General features: G+C 64.7%; 16 protein-coding genes. 10 read left to right on the top strand and 6 right to left on the bottom strand.

The annotated features are described in order from the left end of the window. The first annotated feature begins 513 nt into the window (after positions 1 to 513). The 3 genes from ACW179_RS10495 (at position 514) to ACW179_RS10485 (ending at position 5,886) form a co-directional block, all read left to right on the top strand. Complete coding sequence (locus ACW179_RS10495) at positions 514 to 4,446, top strand: beta strand repeat-containing protein (RefSeq protein WP_492064292.1); 3,933 nt, start codon at positions 514 to 516, stop codon at positions 4,444 to 4,446. Between the two features lie 229 nt (positions 4,447 to 4,675). After that, complete coding sequence (locus tag ACW179_RS10490; protein ID WP_492059467.1) at positions 4,676 to 5,035, top strand: UrcA family protein; 360 nt, start codon at positions 4,676 to 4,678, stop codon at positions 5,033 to 5,035. An 87-nt stretch (positions 5,036 to 5,122) separates the two neighbouring features. Further along, positions 5,123 to 5,886, top strand: a protein-coding gene (locus tag ACW179_RS10485) for an IS5 family transposase (protein WP_492059466.1) whose coding sequence is annotated in 2 segments (ribosomal slippage) — positions 5,123 to 5,458 and positions 5,461 to 5,886 — 762 coding nt in all. Because the reading frame shifts where the segments join, the coding sequence is not laid out codon by codon here. Positions 5,887 to 6,001: 115 nt separating this feature from the next. On the opposite strand, the gene ACW179_RS10480 is transcribed toward ACW179_RS10485, so the two are convergent. Continuing rightward, positions 6,002 to 6,622 (bottom strand): TIGR02466 family protein, encoded by a 621-nt coding sequence (locus ACW179_RS10480; RefSeq protein ID WP_492059465.1) that lies wholly within the window; start codon positions 6,620 to 6,622, stop codon positions 6,002 to 6,004. Positions 6,623 to 6,694: 72 nt separating this feature from the next. Between ACW179_RS10480 and uvrC the strand changes: the two genes are divergently transcribed. From uvrC to ACW179_RS10465, 3 genes are all read left to right on the top strand, one after another. Beyond that, positions 6,695 to 8,602 carry an excinuclease ABC subunit UvrC gene (gene uvrC / locus ACW179_RS10475; protein WP_492059464.1) on the top strand — a complete coding sequence of 636 codons (1,908 nt, stop codon included), beginning with the start codon at positions 6,695 to 6,697 and terminating at the stop codon, positions 8,600 to 8,602. A gap of 43 nt (positions 8,603 to 8,645) precedes the next feature. Next, positions 8,646 to 8,888 carry a hypothetical protein gene (locus tag ACW179_RS10470; protein WP_492059463.1) on the top strand — a complete coding sequence of 81 codons (243 nt, stop codon included), beginning with the start codon at positions 8,646 to 8,648 and terminating at the stop codon, positions 8,886 to 8,888. 78 nt (positions 8,889 to 8,966) lie between these two features. Continuing rightward, a complete protein-coding gene (locus ACW179_RS10465) occupies positions 8,967 to 9,515 on the top strand; it encodes a hypothetical protein (RefSeq protein ID WP_492059462.1) in 549 nt (182 codons plus the stop codon). A gap of 95 nt (positions 9,516 to 9,610) precedes the next feature. On the opposite strand, the gene ACW179_RS10460 is transcribed toward ACW179_RS10465, so the two are convergent. Beyond that, positions 9,611 to 10,498 carry a kinase gene (locus tag ACW179_RS10460; protein WP_492064231.1) on the bottom strand — a complete coding sequence of 296 codons (888 nt, stop codon included), beginning with the start codon at positions 10,496 to 10,498 and terminating at the stop codon, positions 9,611 to 9,613. A gap of 4 nt (positions 10,499 to 10,502) precedes the next feature. After that, positions 10,503 to 12,128 (bottom strand): sensor histidine kinase, encoded by a 1,626-nt coding sequence (locus ACW179_RS10455; RefSeq protein ID WP_492064230.1) that lies wholly within the window; start codon positions 12,126 to 12,128, stop codon positions 10,503 to 10,505. 212 nt (positions 12,129 to 12,340) lie between these two features. Here ACW179_RS10455 and pgsA point away from each other — a divergent pair, with 212 nt between their 5' ends. Next, a complete protein-coding gene (pgsA, locus tag ACW179_RS10450; RefSeq protein WP_492064229.1) occupies positions 12,341 to 12,958 on the top strand; it encodes a CDP-diacylglycerol--glycerol-3-phosphate 3-phosphatidyltransferase in 618 nt (205 codons plus the stop codon). A 130-nt stretch (positions 12,959 to 13,088) separates the two neighbouring features. Here pgsA and ACW179_RS10445 read toward each other — a convergent pair whose 3' ends face one another. After that, positions 13,089 to 13,256, bottom strand: coding sequence for a hypothetical protein (locus ACW179_RS10445; RefSeq protein WP_492064228.1), 168 nt, complete (start codon positions 13,254 to 13,256; stop codon positions 13,089 to 13,091). 354 nt (positions 13,257 to 13,610) lie between these two features. Between ACW179_RS10445 and ACW179_RS10440 the strand changes: the two genes are divergently transcribed. Together ACW179_RS10440 and ACW179_RS10435 are read left to right on the top strand one after the other, a co-directional pair. Then, positions 13,611 to 13,817, top strand: coding sequence for a cold-shock protein (locus ACW179_RS10440; protein WP_062148808.1), 207 nt, complete (start codon positions 13,611 to 13,613; stop codon positions 13,815 to 13,817). 125 nt (positions 13,818 to 13,942) lie between these two features. Further along, complete coding sequence (locus ACW179_RS10435) at positions 13,943 to 15,106, top strand: patatin-like phospholipase family protein (protein WP_492064227.1); 1,164 nt, start codon at positions 13,943 to 13,945, stop codon at positions 15,104 to 15,106. A 106-nt stretch (positions 15,107 to 15,212) separates the two neighbouring features. On the opposite strand, the gene ACW179_RS10430 is transcribed toward ACW179_RS10435, so the two are convergent. After that, positions 15,213 to 15,431: a helix-turn-helix transcriptional regulator gene (locus ACW179_RS10430; protein WP_492064226.1), complete on the bottom strand. Its 219-nt coding sequence runs from the start codon at positions 15,429 to 15,431 to the stop codon at positions 15,213 to 15,215. Next, positions 15,428 to 15,856 carry a hypothetical protein gene (locus tag ACW179_RS10425; RefSeq protein WP_492064225.1) on the bottom strand — a complete coding sequence of 143 codons (429 nt, stop codon included), beginning with the start codon at positions 15,854 to 15,856 and terminating at the stop codon, positions 15,428 to 15,430. The genes ACW179_RS10430 and ACW179_RS10425 overlap by 4 nt, the downstream gene beginning before the upstream one ends. A gap of 278 nt (positions 15,857 to 16,134) precedes the next feature. On the opposite strand from ACW179_RS10425, the gene ACW179_RS10420 reads away from it, so the two are divergent. Beyond that, positions 16,135 to 16,896: a ribonuclease E inhibitor RraB gene (locus tag ACW179_RS10420; RefSeq protein ID WP_492064224.1), complete on the top strand. Its 762-nt coding sequence runs from the start codon at positions 16,135 to 16,137 to the stop codon at positions 16,894 to 16,896. The last annotated feature ends 1 nt before the right edge of the window (position 16,897 follow it).

Here is a 16,897-nt window from a genome sequence, read left to right as displayed (position 1 = left end):
GCATTTGTGAGCTATTCAAATAATCTTGTTGGCGAAGACAATAATAACTTCGGTGATATTTTCGTCAAAGATTTAAACACAGGCATCACGACGCGAGTCTCAACGAGCAGCGCCGGAGCGGAAGCTAACAACGAATCCTACGACCCCGTCCTGTCGGCCGATGGCACGAAGGTCGCGTTCTGGAGTTTGGCCAACAACCTTGTCGCCAACGACCTCAACGCCGACTGGGACATCTTCGTCAAGGACCTCACAACAGGGATCACGACCCTAGTCTCGAATAGCGCTAGCGGCGTGCAAGGGAACTACGGGTCTCACCTCCCGTCCCTGTCGGCAGACGGCATGAAGGTGGCGTTCTACAGTGAGGCCAGCAACCTGATACTTGGCGACACGAACGAAGGGACGGATGTCTTTGTCAAAGATCTAAGGACAGGATCTGTCACCCGCGTATCGACCAGCAGCGCAGGCCTTCAGGGGAACGGCAGTTCCGGAGAAGGCGTCTTTTCGGCCGATGGCATGAAGGTCGCGTTCTATAGCGACGCCAGCAACCTGGTCGCTGGCGACACCAACGGTCTGGCCGACATCTTCGTCAAAGACCTGACGACTGGGGCCGACACGCTCTCCGGCGGTGACGGCAATGATATCCTGGATGGTCGAGGAGGAGACGACAACCTGGACGGCGGGAGCGGGTCCGATACCGTGTATGGCGGTGCCGGCGCAGACACCCTAGTCGGCGGCGCGGGCGACGACACCCTGCTCGGCGGCGACGGTGACGACAGCCTGGACGGCGGACAGGGTTTCGACACCGTGTCCTATGCCGGCGCGTCCGCAGGCGTGCGTGTCAGCCTGGCCCTGACCACCGCCCAGGACACCGGCGGCGACGGGACCGATACCCTGAGCTCCATCGAGGCCATTATCGGCTCGGCGTTCGATGATGTGCTGACCGGGCGCGACGGCGGCACTGGCGAGACCGCCCTGGTCTCAACCAGCAGCGCGGGCGTTGCCGGGAATGGATACTCCTATGCCCCGGTCCTGTCTGCGGACGGCACCAAGGTGGCGTTCATCAGCTATGCCAGCAACCTCGTTGACGATGATACCAACGCGACCTGGGACACCTTCGTCAAGGATCTTACGACGGGTGTCACTACCCTCGTATCCAGCAAGGGTTCGGGCAGTGTGATCAATGACGGCTACTATCGCCCATTCCTGTCTGCGGATGGCACGACGGTGTTGTTCGAGAGCAACGCCAGCACCATAGTCAATGCACCGCCTGAATTTTTCGTCACGAATCTGCTGACGGGTGTCACCACCCTGGTCTCCAGCAGCGGCGCCGGTGTCGGTGGCAATTCAGATTCCTACGACCCAGTCCTATCTGCGGACGGCACCAAGGTGGTGTTCACGAGCCGCGTATACGGTACAAACAGCCGCCAAGATATCTTCGTCCAGGATCTGACGACGGGTGTCACCACCCTTGTGTCAACCAACAGCGAGGGCATTGTCGGGAATGGAAACTCATTTGGCGCGGTGCTGTCTGCGGACGGCACAAAGGTGGCGTTCGGCAGCGATGCCAGCAACCTCGTGGCGGGCGACACCAACGACAGGGACCTCTTTGTCAAGGATCTGACGACGGGTGTCACAACCTTGGTTTCCAGCAGCAGTTTGGGTAGTGGGGGGAACGCGAGCTCCTTTGGCCCGGTCCTGTCTGCGGACGGTACGAAGGTGGCATTCCAGAGCAACGCCACCAACCTGGTAGCCGGCGATACCAACGGCAGGGATGACATCTTCGTCAAGGATCTGACGACGGGTGTCACCACCCTGGTCTCCAGCAACAGCGTCGGTGTAGGTGGCGATTCAAACTCCTACTTCCCCGTCCTGTCTGCGGACGGCACGAAGGTGGCATTTCAGAGCAACGCCAGCAACCTCGTGGCGGGCGATACCAACGGCAGGTCTGACATCTTCGTCAAGGATCTGACGACGGGAGTCACCACCCTCGTATCCAGCAGCAGTATAGGAAGTGGGGCGAACGAGGGTTCCTACGGCCCGTTCCTGTCAACGGACGGCACCAAGGTGGCGTTCATGAGTTTTGCCAGCAACCTCGTGGCCGGCGACACCAATGAGGCCTGGGACCTCTTCATCAAGGATCTGACGACGGGTGTCACCACCCTAGTCTCCGGCGGCGAATATGAGGAGTTCCCCCCGAGCTTGTCTGCAAACGGCACGAAGGTGACGTTCTGGAGCACTGCCAAGAACCTCGTGGCCGGCGTTACCAACGGTGCGTCTGGTATCTACGTCAAGGATCTAACGAACGGCGCCGATACGCTCTCCGGAGGTGATGGCAATGACATCCTGAAGGGCCAAGGAGGAAACGACAGCCTGGACGGCGGGAGCGGAGCCGATACCGTCTCTGGCGGCGACAACGCCGATACTCTGGTCGGCGGGGCGGGCAACGACCTGCTGCTCGGCGACGGCGGCGACGACCGGATCCACGTCGCCAACGGGTCCGACACGGCACATGGCGGCTATGGCAATGACACGATCCAGTACGGCGTCAGCCGCGAGATCGAGCCGGCCCGAGCAGTCGACACTCTGGTCGATGGCGGCGCCGGAATAGACATCATCGATCTAGGCCTGCTGCACGAGGCGGTCGCCATCGACCTGTCGATCAAGGCGGCATGGCAGAACATCGGCTTTGGCCGGCTGAACCAGACCGGCGTGGAGCACCTGGCCGGTGGCACGGGCGCAGATCGCTTCACCGGCGACGTCGGCGCCAACCGGCTGGACGGCCGGGGCGGCGCCGACACCCTGCTGGGCGGCAGCGGCGACGACACGCTGGTCGGCGGAACCGGTGATGACAGCCTGGATGGCGGACAGGGTTTCGACACCGTGTCCTATGCCGGGGCGTCCGCAGGGGTGCGCATCAGCCTGGCGCTGACCACGGCCCAGGACACTGGCGGCGACGGGATCGATACGCTCAAGGCCATCGAGGTGCTGATCGGCTCGATCCATGCCGACAGTCTGACGGGCGGCACGGGCGCAGACCTGCTCAATGGCGGCTTGGGCCATGACACCTTGGACGGCGGGACTGGCAAGGACACGCTGATCGGCGGCGGCGGCGACGACCTGTTCCGGATCGACAACGGCCAGGACGTTTTGCAAGAGGCTGTTGGCGGAGGCTACGACACCGTCATCACGTCGGTCGGCTACGTGCTGGAGGCGGGCGTTTCGGTCGAAGTGCTGCAAGCAGCGGCCGCAACCGGTCCTCTGAACCTGACCGGCAATGACTATGCCCAGACCCTGATCGGCAATGCCGGGATCAACACCCTGGACGGCAGGGGTGGGGCCGACACGATGATCGGCGGAGCCGGTAACGACACCTATCTGGTCGACAATGCCGGCGACAGGATCGTCGAACTTTCCGGCGAGGGCTATGACACGGTCAAGACGACGGCCCCGACCTACGCGTTGGGTGCCCATCTGGAGGTGCTGACCTACACGGGTACGGCGGGCTTCATGGGCAGCGCGCCCTTCACGGGCACGGGCAATGACCTGGCCAACGTGATCACCGGCGGGAATGGCATCGACCTGCTTGACGGCGGAGCCGGAGCCGACCGGCTGATCGGCGGCTGGGGCAACGACACCTATGTCGTCGACAATCTCGGCGACGTGGTGGTCGAGAAGGCCGGCGAGGGGTTGGACGCGGTGAGAGCCTCGCTAGGCTCCTACGTCTTGGCCGCCAATATCGAGAACCTGACCTTCACCGGGACCGGCAATTTCGCTGGCTTCGGCAACGCGCTGGCCAATGTGATCGCCGGCGGCGACGGCAACGACACCCTGAACGGCGGAGCGGGGGCCGACCGGCTGGTGGGCGGTCTGGGCGACGATGTCTATTTCGTGGATGTCGCCAACGACACGGTGGTCGAACTGGCCGGCCAGGGCAATGACCGCATGCTGACCAAGCTCAACAGCGCGGCGGCGGCGGCCAATGTCGAAACGCTGGTCTTCATCGGTACGGGCGACTTCAAGGGCTACGCCCACGCCGCCGGCTCGACGATCTTTGGGGCGGCCGGCAACGACTCCCTGACCGGCGGGGCGGGTGCCGACTTTCTGGGCGGCATGGGCGGAAACGACACCCTGACCGGCAATGGCGGGGCCGACATCTTCTACTTCGACGGACCCAATACTGGCATCGACCGGATCGCCGACTTCCAGTCGGGCGTCGACCATATCCAGCTGCGCGCCAACAGCTTCGGGCTCACCAGCCTGGCGGATCTGACCTTCGTATCCGGAGAAGCGCCCGTGGCCGGCACCAGCGGACCGAGCCTGCTCTACGACACCGCTACCGGCACCCTGGTCTTTAATCTGGACGGCTCGGGCGCAGGCGCGGCGACCCAGATCGCCGTCCTGACCGGAAAGCCCGCCCTGGTCTTTGGCGATCTCATGCTCGGATAAAGCGACGAAACAGCGATGCCTGGCGGGAAGGTCCGCCGGGCGTCGCTGGGATACGCGCCACAGGGATGGTAAGTCACGCCCCGCCCCTCCACGTAATTATGACAATCAATTCATAGACTTAATTCTACGTCATGAACGGCGTTTAACGGGCTTTCGGGTGCGTTGCGATCTAGCTTCCAGGTCAAGCCAAGGCGCACGCCGCGCCGCAGACCTTCAAAGGAAGCTCCTCATGCGCACGTTCATCGCCCGCCTCAGCACCGTCGCCGCCCTGGCCCTGGCCGCCGTGCCCATCGCGAGCCTGGCCACCGCCGCCCATGCTGCGGATCGCAGCCAGCCCGTCGCCCGCATCGCCATCGGCGACCTTCGCCTGGCCCGCCCGGCCGACGCCGCCGAGTTCCATCGCCGGGTCAGCGACGCCGCCGAGACCGTTTGCGCCGCCCGCACCCATGCCGAGCGCCTTGGCAACCTGTCGATCTACGCCTGTCACAAGGACTTCCACGACGACGCCAGGGCCCAGCTGAACCGCCAACAGATCACCGACCTTCGCCGCGCCGAACGCGCCGCCCCCGCCCAGTTCGCCAGCCGCTGAGCCCGGCTTCAGCCCTAGGAGCTGTGGACTCTAGGGATTCCCGAAGGGTGCGAAGCGTGATTCAAGACTGTCTTTTGGGAGGCGGTCTTGGGTGTGATGGATCGTTTGGTGCTGAGTGACGCTGATTGGGACCGGATGTCTGGCCTGATCATCGGGCGTCCTGACCAGAAGGGCTCGACCGGCCGCGACAACCGGATGTTCGTCGAGGGCGTGTTGTGGATCGTGAGGACGGGCTCGCCCTGGCGCGATCTGCCCGAGGTGTTCGGCGATTGGAATAGCGCCTTCCGGCGGTTCAGTCGCTGGAGCCAGAAGGGCGTCTGGCGGCGGATCTTCGAGGCGATGTCGGGCGATCCAGACTTCGAATACCTGATCATAGACTCCACCATCGTCCGCGCCCACCAGCACGCTAGCGGGGCCAAAAAGGGGGGTCTGAAGATCAAGCCCTTGGACGCTCGCGCGGCGGACTGAGCACCAAGGTCCACATGGCCGTGCGAGGCCTGGGCCAACCAGTCCGGTTCATTCTCACGGCCGGGCAACGGGGAGACGCACCTCAAGCGGGTCCGTTGATCGAAGGCTTGCCGGCCAAGGTCGTCATGGCCGACACCGCCTACGATGCAGATCATCTGCGTCAGGCGATCACCGCCAAGGGCGCCGTCGCCGTCATCCCCAACAATCCTTCACGCGCTCAGAAATATACGCTCGACCCGCACCTCTACGCCCAGCGCCACCTCGTCGAGTGCTGCTTCAGTCGCCTCAAGCAGTTCCGCCGTGTCGCCACCCGCTTCGAGAAGACGGCGAGAAACTACCTCGCCGTCCTGCACCTCGCTGCCGCAATACTCTGGATGCGATAAGTGTCCACAGCTCCTAGAGCAAAATGCGCGATGTAAGAATCGCGCCCTTCGCTCTAGCCCCCAATTTTCGCATCGTATTCGCGGAAAACCGGCATCCACTTTTCCGCACGATGCTTTATCGCCAGGCGTAGTTGAAGCTGATGCTGATCCGCTGTTCTTCGGCCTGGTTGGGCGTCACCTCGTGGCGCAGCCAGCTTTCCCACAGCAGGATGGTGCCCGGCTGGGGCTGCACATAGACGAAGGGCTGCAGGGTTTCGGGTGCGTCGGCCTGCCGGGTCGGCGCGGCCATCATCATCGGCAGGCGCGGATCCTCGAACTTCAGGGCCGAGGCACCGGGCGGAATGGTGACGTAGATCGTGCCCGAGATCACGCTGTGGGGATGGATGTGGCCGGTGTGCTGGCCGCCCGGGTCCAGGATGTTGATCCAGAAACTGTCCATCACCAGCTTGCTGCCCGCCAGATCAAAGCAAAGGTCGCGGGCAAACGCCGCCGCGTGCTTGTCGAGCTTCTTCTTGAGCTCGGCGAACAGGCTGTCGCGCTGCGCCAGATCGCCCCGCGAGGCGTAGGATGTGTAGCCCAGATAGCCCTTGGCCTCCGCCCAGGCCTGCCCCGCCTCATCGTCCTCGGCCACGGCGATACAGGCGTCGTGCAGGTCGTCGATGAAGGTTTCAAAGCCCTTGTCGCCCGAAAGGCTGGCTTCATAGAGCGGGGTGACGAAAAGCGAGCGTGGGGTCATGGGGCGTCATAGCGCCACTCGGTGTCAGGAACAAATCCAGCGCCCGTCGCTGAACCTCCCAGACTCGCCTATATGTCACCGGTGAACGACGAGCCCGCCCCCTCTCCGCCTCCCGAAAACGCCCTGCGCGGCGCCGACCTGATCAAGGATGAGGCCTCGCGCCTGCCTGACGGGCCGGGCGTCTACCGGATGATTGGCGAGGGCGACGAGGTGCTCTATGTCGGCAAGGCGAAAAGCCTGAAGAAGCGGGTGATCCAGTACGCCCAGGGCCGGTTCCACACCAACCGCATCGCCCACATGGTGGACGCCACCCGAGCCATGGTGTTCGTCACCACCCGCACCGAGGCCGACGCCCTGCTGCTGGAAATCAACCTGATCAAGTCGCTGAAGCCGCGCTTCAACGTGCTGCTGCGCGACGACAAGAGCTTTCCCGAGATCATGATCCGCCGCGACCACGCCGCGCCGCAGCTGCGCAAGCATCGCGGGGCCCATGCGATCAAGGGCGACTATTTCGGGCCGTTCGCCAGCACCTGGGCGGTGAACCGCACGCTCAACACCCTGCAGAAGGCGTTCCTGCTGCGCTCGTGCAGCGACAGCGTCTATGAGGGCCGCGACCGGCCCTGCATGCTGTACCAGATCAAGCGCTGCGCGGCGCCCTGCACGGGCCTGGTCAGCCTTCCGGACTATCAGGCTCTGGTCGACCAGGCCGAGGCCTTCCTCCGTGGCAAGTCGCGGGCGGTCATGGCCAGCCTAGCCGCCGACATGGAAGCCGCCGCCGAAGACCTGGAATTCGAACGCGCCGCCAAGCTGCGCGACCGCATCCGCGCCCTCTCCTCGGTGGCCCAGGAAAGCCAGATCAATCCCGAGACCGTGGAAGAGGCCGACGTGGTGGCCCTGCATGTCGAGGGCGGCCAGGCCTGCGTGCAGGTGTTCTTCTTCCGGGCCGGCCAGAACTGGGGCAATCGCGCCTATTTCCCCCGCATCACCGGCGCGGCGGAAGAGGAAGGGGTCAGCGAAGAGGCCCAGGCCATGACCGCTTTCCTCGGCCAGTTTTACGACGACAAGCCGATCCCGCGCCTGATCCTGGCCAATATCGAACCGGCCGAAGCCGCCCTGCTGGCCGAGGCCTTCGCCCTGAAAAGCGGCCGCAAGGTCGAGATCGCCGTGCCCAGGCGCGGCGAGAAGGCCGATCTGGTGCAGCATGCCCTGACCAATGCCCGCGAGGCCCTGGGCCGCAAGATGGCCGAGGGCTCGGCCCAGACCAAGCTGCTGGCCGGGGTGGCCGAGGCCTTCGGCCTGGACGCCCCGCCCGAGCGGATCGAGGTCTATGACAACAGCCACATCCAGGGCACCAATGCCGTGGGCGGCATGATCGTGGCCGGGCCGGACGGCTTCATGAAGGGCCAGTACCGCAAGTTCAACATCAAGAGCACCGAGCTAACGCCCGGCGACGACTACGGCATGATGAAGGAGGTGCTGCGCCGCCGCTTCGCCCGCCTGGTCAAGGAAGAGGACGAGGGCGACACCGACAACCGGCCAGGCCTTGTGCTGGTCGACGGCGGCAAGGGCCAACTGGACGCCGCGCTGGAGATCATGACCGAACTGGGCGTCGACGACATCGCCGTGGTCGGGGTCGCCAAGGGTCCTGACCGCGACGCCGGGCTGGAGCGGTTCTTCATGCCCGACAAGACGCCGTTCATGCTCGAGCCGAAATCGCCGGTGCTCTACTACCTGCAGCGCCTGCGCGACGAGGCCCACCGCTTCGCCATCGGCGCCCACCGCACCCGCCGCAGCATGGATCTGAAGAAGAACCCACTCGACGAGATCGAGGGCGTGGGACCCGGCCGCAAGAAAGCCCTGCTGCACGCCTTCGGCTCGGCCAAGGGCGTGGGCCGCGCGGGGGTGGAAGACCTGCTGAAGGTCGAGGGCGTAAGCCAAGCCCTGGCCGAACGTATCCACGCCTACTTCCGCAGAAGCTGAGGTCAGGCCTTGCGGCCAGGCTCCGGCGGGCCAAATCAGATCCATGTCCGATCTGATCCCTATTCTGGTCACCCTGGCCGTCATCTCCGTCCTGACGCCGCTGGCGGTCTGGGGCGTGCGTAACGCCAAGCGTTCCAAGCGGGCCCTGGCCCCGTTGGCCGGCATGCTGATGCTGTTGGGCGCTTTCTTCACCGCCGATCCGCCGCCGCCCCCGCGCTCGGAATCCATCGCGCGCGAGGAGGAGGACGAGGACGGAGCGGCCGACGGAACCCGCCCTGAGCCTTAAGTTTAATATCGTAATTTTTTACGCTTGTCATATGAGAGGACGCTGGGCACTCTCGACCGCAGGGATGGGAGAACGCTGATGACGACACCAGTCTGGGACAGGCCGCGGCGCATACCCCTGCTGCCGCGCATCCTCTCGGGGTTGATCGTGGCCGGCATCTTCTGCGCCCTGGTGCTCTGGGTTTTCGACCTTGTGCGGGTCGAGCGGGCCAATGCCAGCCTGCCCCCACCGACGGCCGAGCAGATGCTGGTCGAGAAGCCCAAGGCGCGGGCCGAGTGGGGCCACGTCCGCGCCAACCTGAAGGCCCGCCTGAACCAGACCAATCCGCTGGACCTGGGCGCGGTGTGGGCCACCCGCACCGGCCGCGTCTGTGGGCTGGTCAATGGCCGGGGCAGTTTCGGGGGTCTGAGCGGGATGGTGCGGTTCTATTCTGTCGACCACGTCCCGGTCTTCCATCAGGACATCGACCATCTGGCGTTCCAGCACGCCTGGTTCCAGTGCAATCGCGACCGCTGGGTCAGGCTGCACGAAGGCTCGGAAGAGACCGGCTTCTGTGGCACCGAACAGGGCAAACGCCACTGCTACAGCGTGCGGATCGTCGACGGCGTGCGGACGGCGGAAAAGTAGAGCATTCCATCCTGACTGCGGCAGTCCGGAGCTCCAGTTCTTGTTTTGACGCACGTTCTTCACGCGAACCGGAATCCACTTCGCTCGAAAGTGCTTTAAAGCCCCCGCGTCTCAATCGGCTCACGGTTCGCGTCCAGTCGGATGGCGATGTCGGCGCGAGGCGGTAGGTCGCGGGCGATCCAGTCCGTCAGTCGCTGATAGTGGGCGACAAAGCGGTCCAGCGCCGCATCGTCCATGGCCTGGGCGGGGTCGCGTCCCGCCGCGCTCAGCCGCAGGCGAAGGCGCTGCTCTTGCTGGCCCCGCCAGGCGCGCACCGTCGCAAAGTCGGGAGCGGACATCACGACCAGAAGGTCGATCCTGTCGAACAGGGCGCGATAGGGTCCCGCCAGGGCTGAATTGGCGTAGCGCCGCCAGACCGCTGCGGCATCCTCGTCGCGCTCCAGGGCGTTGACCGGTTCGGCCAGGTCGGCGTCAGGCTGGGGGCGCGCGCCCACGCACCAGCCTTCCAGCAGGATCACCCGGGCCGGGCCCTCGACGGGCTCGAAGGCTGTGGGAGGGGCCCGATCGTCGGCGGCCTTGTCGAAACGGGGCAGCAGCACGCGGCCCGGACGCGAAAGATCGTCCAGAATACGCGTGCCAAGGCCGATGTCATGGGTTCCGGGGACGCCCCGGGTGCGCAGCAGGGGATGGACGGCCTGGCCCAGGGCAAGGCGCTCGGCGCGGGTCAGATAGAGATCGTCCAGCGACAGGTTGGCGGTCGTCAGGCCATGAACCTGCAGCAACCGCGTGACCAAAGCCGTCAGGGTTGACTTGCCAGAGCCTTGCGGACCGCAAAGGCCGACCACCAACGGACCTTCCCGCCCGGCGGCGGAACGGGCGATGCGGGCAGCGAGCGGGGCATGAAGCCGAACGGCCAGCTCGGCGAAGGCCGGTGGCAGACCCTCCCCGGCGATAAAATCGGCAATGTGAGTGTCGACGGGCACCGGCTCAGAACGGATTGGCCCAGCGCGCCGCGTCCGCAGACGGCAACGGCAGGCTCGCCTCGAAGACCAGACCCTCGGGCCGGAAGTCAAAGCGGGGCGAGCCCTTCAGTTCCCGGCGGATCGAGCCGTCGATCAGACGCGTACCAAAGCCCGGCTGGCTGGGCGCCGCTACCGGAGGTCCGCCTGTCTCGACCCAGATGATGTCCAGGGCATGAGTCTCCGGATCGATCCGCCAGTCGACGCCCACCCGTCCGGCGGACGCCGAAAGAGCGCCGTACTTGGCGCTGTTTGTGGCCAGTTCGTGAAACACCATCGACAGGGCTACGGCGGTGTGGGGGTTGAGCGCGACCCTGGGCCCCGCGCATTGCACCTGCTCGCCGTGGGCCCGGGTACAGGCCTGCATCAGCTCACCCAGGTCGGCTTCGCGCCAGCCGCTGCGGGTCAGGAGGTCGTGAGCGGCCGAGAGTGCAATCAGCCGCTCCGTGAACAGCTCGACCTTGCTCCCCTCGACCTTGCCGAAGGTCTGACGCGCCAGGGCCTGAACCGTGGCCAGGGTGTTCTTCACCCGGTGGTTCAGCTCGTTGATCATCAAGGCCTGCCGCTCTTCGCGGGTCGTCAGCTCGGCCGAAGCGGCACTGAGGGCGGCGTGGACGGCGGCGATCTCTTCCAGCCCGTCCTCGCGAGCCGGCGCCATCGCCTCGCCCCGACCGATAGCGGCCGCGTCAGACACCAGCCGCCCCATCTCGGAATTGATCCGGCGCGAGAAATACAGGGCCAGCCAAAGGCCCAGGGTCAGCAGCACCACGAACACGCCGGTGGCAGACAGGACCGAGTTGGTGATGGTGCGGTTCAGGTCGGAACGGGGGATAGCCACCACCAGCGTCCAGCCGGTTTGGCTCGAGCGGGTATAGGCCACCCGGGTCAGCACGCCGTCCAGAGAGCGGCTGCGATTGACGCCCTCATTGGCCTGGTCGAGGTTTACGGTCATGTCCGGCGAAGCGGAATGGCCGGTCCATTTTTCATTGTCGATCGAGCGCGCCAGGACCTTGCGATTGTTGTCCAGCAGGGTCGCGGTCCAGCCGTGCGGCGCGCGCTGCTGGCGAAACACCGAGGTAAACGAGGCCGCTTCCACGACATAGAACAGCAGGTAGGGCTTGCCCTGCACATCGACCGGCGTTCCGACCGTGACCACCGGGCGACCGGCCAGGATGCCCTGACGGAGGTCCGACACCGCGCTTCGCCCGGCCTTCAGGGCCTTGGTCAGTTCTGGCGCGCGGACGGAGCGCGGCAAGGGCGTGCCGTAGGGGCGCAGCGTATTGACGATCTGCTGACCTTCAATATCGGTGATCGCCACCCAGCCGCTACGCTGGTCGGTCACGCGCCGGGCCCGGGCGTGAAAACTCTTCAGGTCGCCGGCCTGCAGGGCCTGGTCGCTCGCCAGGGTTTCGGCCACGGCGATACCGACGGCGGCCTGGCGATCCACTGCCCCGGACAGCGCCCGCGCTGTCGCCAGCATCTGTTCATTGATCTGGTCGCGCCCCTGCCGGTCGGCGCTGAGCAACAGGAAAGCCATGCTCAGCAGGGCGGGCACCAGCAGGCTGATCGTCAGCAGCAGCAGCCGGCCTCGCACGGAGTTCAGGCTCCGCCGACCCAAGACTCCCGCACGATCCAGCAGCTTCATTCGGGCCGACCACCGCAACTGTAGAGACCCCGTGACAGTCTCTCTCACCCGTATAGCGAATCCCGCCCGGTCCGGCCTCTGGAAAAATCCGCACGACGGTAAATGATCCACGCCGCGCGAAGCCGTAGCCCGAGGGCCGCTTCATGCGTTAGAACACCAGCATGAAGAACCTGCCCAATATCCTGACCGCCTCGCGTCTGGTCATAGCCCTGTTCATGTTCGTGGCCCTGGCGGCCGCTGCGGGCGCGGTGCCCTGGCTGAGCGAGACCCTGACCGTCGAGGATCAGTTCCGACTGGAGCGCTGGGCTTTCTGGGCTTTCGTGATCGCCGCCGTCACTGACTTCTTCGATGGCTGGCTGGCCCGCAAGCTAAATGCGGTCACCGTCTGGGGCGCCATCCTGGACCCCATCGGCGACAAGATCCTGGTCTGCGGTGCCCTGCTGGGCCTGATGGCGCTGGGTCCCAATCCGATGGTCGTGCTGCCCGCCGGCCTGATCCTGTTTCGCGAATTCGCCGTCAGCGCCCTGCGCGAGGTGGGTGCCGGCAAGGGGATCAAATTGCCCGTGACAATGCTGGCAAAGTGGAAAACCACCCTGCAGCTGGTGGCGATCGGCGCCGAGATGGTGCTGGCCTCGTGGGCCGCCTTTGGCCTGCCCGACACCCCCGACGTCGTGGGCCCCGCCACCCTGGCGATTCATGGCCTGCTGTGGCTGGCGGCGATCATCACCCTGATCACCGGCGCGCAGTACTGGGAAGCGGCGCGCAAGGCTTTGGCCTAGAGCATTTTCCGATAAGTGTGAAACGGTTATCGGATCGAAAAATGCTCTAAACTTTTGATTTAGAGCCCTTTTTGTCCGACCCTGATGAAGCCATCAGGTCGGAAAGGGCTCTAGGGGGCAGGCCCGGCCCCTACTCGGCCGCCAGCGGCCATTCCGGCTCGTCTTCGCGCTCTACGGCCTGCTCGTCCGTGGGGCCATACAGCAGCCATTCCGTATCGACGCCCAGACCTGGGGTTCGGGCGCGCTCGGCGCGCATCATCAGTGTCAGCCAGCTGGCGCCTGTGGTCCGCAACACCATGGTCGTCTCCCGCGATCTTCGCTGTTATTGAGAATGACTCTCAACAGCAGCGACCGCAAGGCGTTTTGTCAGCGTGTTGCAATGATGTGATCAGCGCCGTCGTGCAGACGATTTCAGGCGCATGGTGAAGATCACAAAGAAAAGCTCGGCTGCGTCCAAAAAGCAGCTTCCAAGATTCTCCTTGCTGGCGAGGCCCTAAGCCGCCATCATGAGCTATCGAATTCGCTGCCGTTCGGCCTGCTATTCCATGCTTCCTTCGAGGAAGCGCCGGACGCGCCTACCGATCCCCATCGAAATTTGATCGTCGAACGGAACGCTTCCGGCGGCGACTACTATCCAAAGGACTATAATACCATGGCTACCGGCACCGTTAAGTGGTTCAACGGCACCAAGGGCTTCGGCTTCATCCAACCGGATGACGGCGGCTCGGACGTTTTCGTGCACATCTCGGCCGTTGAGCGCGCGGGTCTGCGCACGCTGAACGAAGGTCAAAAGATCACCTACGAACTGGAACAAGACAAGCGCAGCGGCAAGATGTCCGCTGGCCAGCTGCAAGCTTAATCCAGTCAGACGGCTCCGGTTCGCCGGCGCTTTCGAAGCTTCCTATAGGCCGGCGCTTGCGCCGGCCTATTTGCGTTATGGGCCATGCGGTCTAGGTTGAGACTGCCTCCTCCCCGGTCAGGTCCATGCGCGCGCACCCGATACTGCTTGTCCTGCTGGCCAGCCTCATGCTGAGCGCTTGCGGCACCCTGCCCCGCGACACCTTCACGGCGCGCGATATCGAAGGCGGCGCCCCGCAGGGTCTGTCCGAAGTGCGCTTCGACGCCAGCGACGCGGCCGCAGGAATCCGGTTCGGCGACGCCGCACGCACCCGCGCCGCCGGGCAGAAGACCTTCGACGTACTGGCCGTCTCCGGGGGTGGCTCGAACGGTGCCTTCGGGGCCGGCGTTCTGGTGGGTTGGACCAAGGCCGGCGACCGGCCCGAGTTCGACATCGTCACCGGCGTTTCGACCGGCGCCCTGACCGCCCCCTTCGCCTTCCTGGGCCCTGATTGGGACAAGCGCCTGACCGAGGCCTATACCAGTGATGCGGCCGAGCGCATCCTGGATCGCCGGGGCCTGGATATCCTGTTCCGGCCCAGCTTCTACACCAGCAACGCGCTGCGCGAGCTGGTCGAGAACTATGTCGACCAGCCCCTTCTGTATGCGGTTTCGGTCGAGCACGCCCGCGGCCGTCGCCTGCTGATCGCCACCACCAATCTCGATACCGAGCAGACGGTGATCTGGGACATGGGTGCCATCGCCGCGCGCGGCGACGAGACCGCCCTGAAGCTGTTCCAGGACGTTCTGGTCGCCTCGGCCAGCATTCCCGGCGTCTTCCCGCCCACCCTGATCGAGGTCGAGGGCAAGGGCCGGCGGCTGTCGGAAATGCATGTCGACGGCGGGGTCTCGACGCCTTTCATCGTCGCGCCCGAGGCCCTGCTGCTGTGGACCACACCCAACCAGGGCCTGGCGCGGCCGGGGCGCATCCGGGTGATCGTCAATGGCAAGATCGGCGGCGGCTTCGCCTTCACCGGCGGCAGCGCCCTGGCCATTGTCGGCCGCGCCTGGACCACCATGAGCAAGGCCCAGATGCGCACCCACCTGACCGCCAGCGCCGCCTTCGCCCGCCGTAACGGCGGCTCGTTGCTCTATGCCGCCATCCCCGACGACGCCGAGGTCGATACCTCGGGCCTGGATTTCAAGGCCGCCAATCGCGAGGCCCTGTTCAAGCTGGGCTATGAGCGGGCGCTGGCGAGCGCAGAATGGCAGGCCCCGGCTGCGCCGACGGACCCGACCAGGGTGCCGTGATGCGGGCTGGAGCAAGGTGCGCGATGTCGGAAGCGCACACCTTGCTCCAGCTTTTTGTTGCGCGCGTTTCAATCCGAAAACCGGTTCCCACTTTTCGGAACGCGCTTTAGCTTCCGCTGGACCACTGAAACACCTCTTCGAGCGGCTTGCCGAAGACTTCGGCGATCCTGAAGGCGGCCTCGAGTGTGGGCGAGTACTTGCCGGCCTCGATGGCTGCTACGGTCTGACGGGTCAGTCCGATCCGCTTTCCAAGTTCAGCCTGAGACATCTCACCGGCCATGAAACGCAGGGTGCGGATCTGATTGACAATCATCCCGCCGCTCATGCCGCGCTCCGGCGATAGCTCCAGGCCGCCAGGCCATTCTGGGTGATCTCGGCGAGCACGATCGCCAGCAGTCCGGCATTGACGATCTCCCAGCCGCTCGTCGTGAACGGCATGACCATCCCGACCAGCATCATGCCGACCATCATCACATAGTAGGCCACCATGCTGGAGCGGCGCTGGATGTCATGGTCGCGCTCGTCGGCCGGGGCGCGGGCGTCTTCCGGTGCCGCAACCCGCAGGGCGATGCGGCCAAGAATGTGCAGCACACCGTTGCCGCCCGCCGCCAGAGCCAGCAGCCACAGCTGAGGCAGGTTCGGCAGAACGCCGGGTGCCGGCGGCGAAATCGCCACATGGGCGAAATAGGGCCCGTAGGTCGCGGCGATCAGCAGCAGCGTCATCCAGGCGAGTTTCTCACGGTGCGGCATGGCCGGCCCCTTCGTGTTCGTAAATGCAAACTTTATGTAAGAAAAACCTAACATCGAGTCAAGCCGTGCGGACATGAATTCAGCGCCATCCCATGTCTCCGGCCGAATGCGGGGACTCACTGCCGCATGGACAGCGATAGGGGTTGCCCCGATCCGACTCCGTCTCTAAACGGGCGACTTAACCTGCAAGATGGTCGGCAGCGGGCGCGCAGTTGTGCGCGACCGTGTCTTTGCGCGAGATCATGATGACACACGCCCTTGTCAGAACAGTGCGAGGCTTGGCTGCCTCGCTATGTCTGACCGTTGGTGCCTGCGGGCAGCCAGCGACGGCGCAATCGTTCCAGGATTTCAGCGACAACCTTATCCTCTACGTGCGCGACGGTGAGACGGATCGTCCCTCAATTGTCATTTTCGACTACGACGCCGCGAAAGCGAACGCCTCCAAACAGCTTTCCGTAGTCGCGCTGACACTGTCCTTCGAAGACGGGTCTCAGCCTTGGGACTACCGCGCTGCCATTGACGACCGGTTTGGGGACCTGCTGAAAGACACGCCGGCGCAACTGGCGGTAACGCATACCGAGCCGCAACAACGCCAGCGAACCTACCTGCTCATGACCGGCGCTCCCGATCAGGTCATCACAGCCCTCAGACCAATCAGTCCGCCGGCCGGGGTAAAGATCACGGCCAAGTCGTTGCCTGCGAATGCTCTCGATCTATGGCAGCCAACCCGCATGGAAGTGCAGGGCTCGAAGGACGACACGGTTCGACAGTCCCTCGCCAAGCACGCCGACGACGGGACAAGGTCGAGGACCGTGGACTTCTTCTTCTACAGTGGCGATCAACGAGGCCTCCGCGCCGCTGCGAAAGCGGCCGGCTTTGGCGTTCGCAAGACGGAAGGCGATCCCGATGGAAGCGTCCTGACGCTCAAAACATCGGTCGACGCCAAAACTCTCAACATCCTGAATAGCCGTTTCATCGACTGGTCTGACCGTTTCAAAACGGACTACGACGGTTGGGAAACAGAAGTCGCGAAGAAGTAGC

This window comes from Caulobacter sp. AVps18, assembly GCF_058681425.1.
The sequence above is the reverse complement of the archived record's forward strand: the minus strand, read 5'-3'. Positions and strand labels throughout refer to the sequence as shown.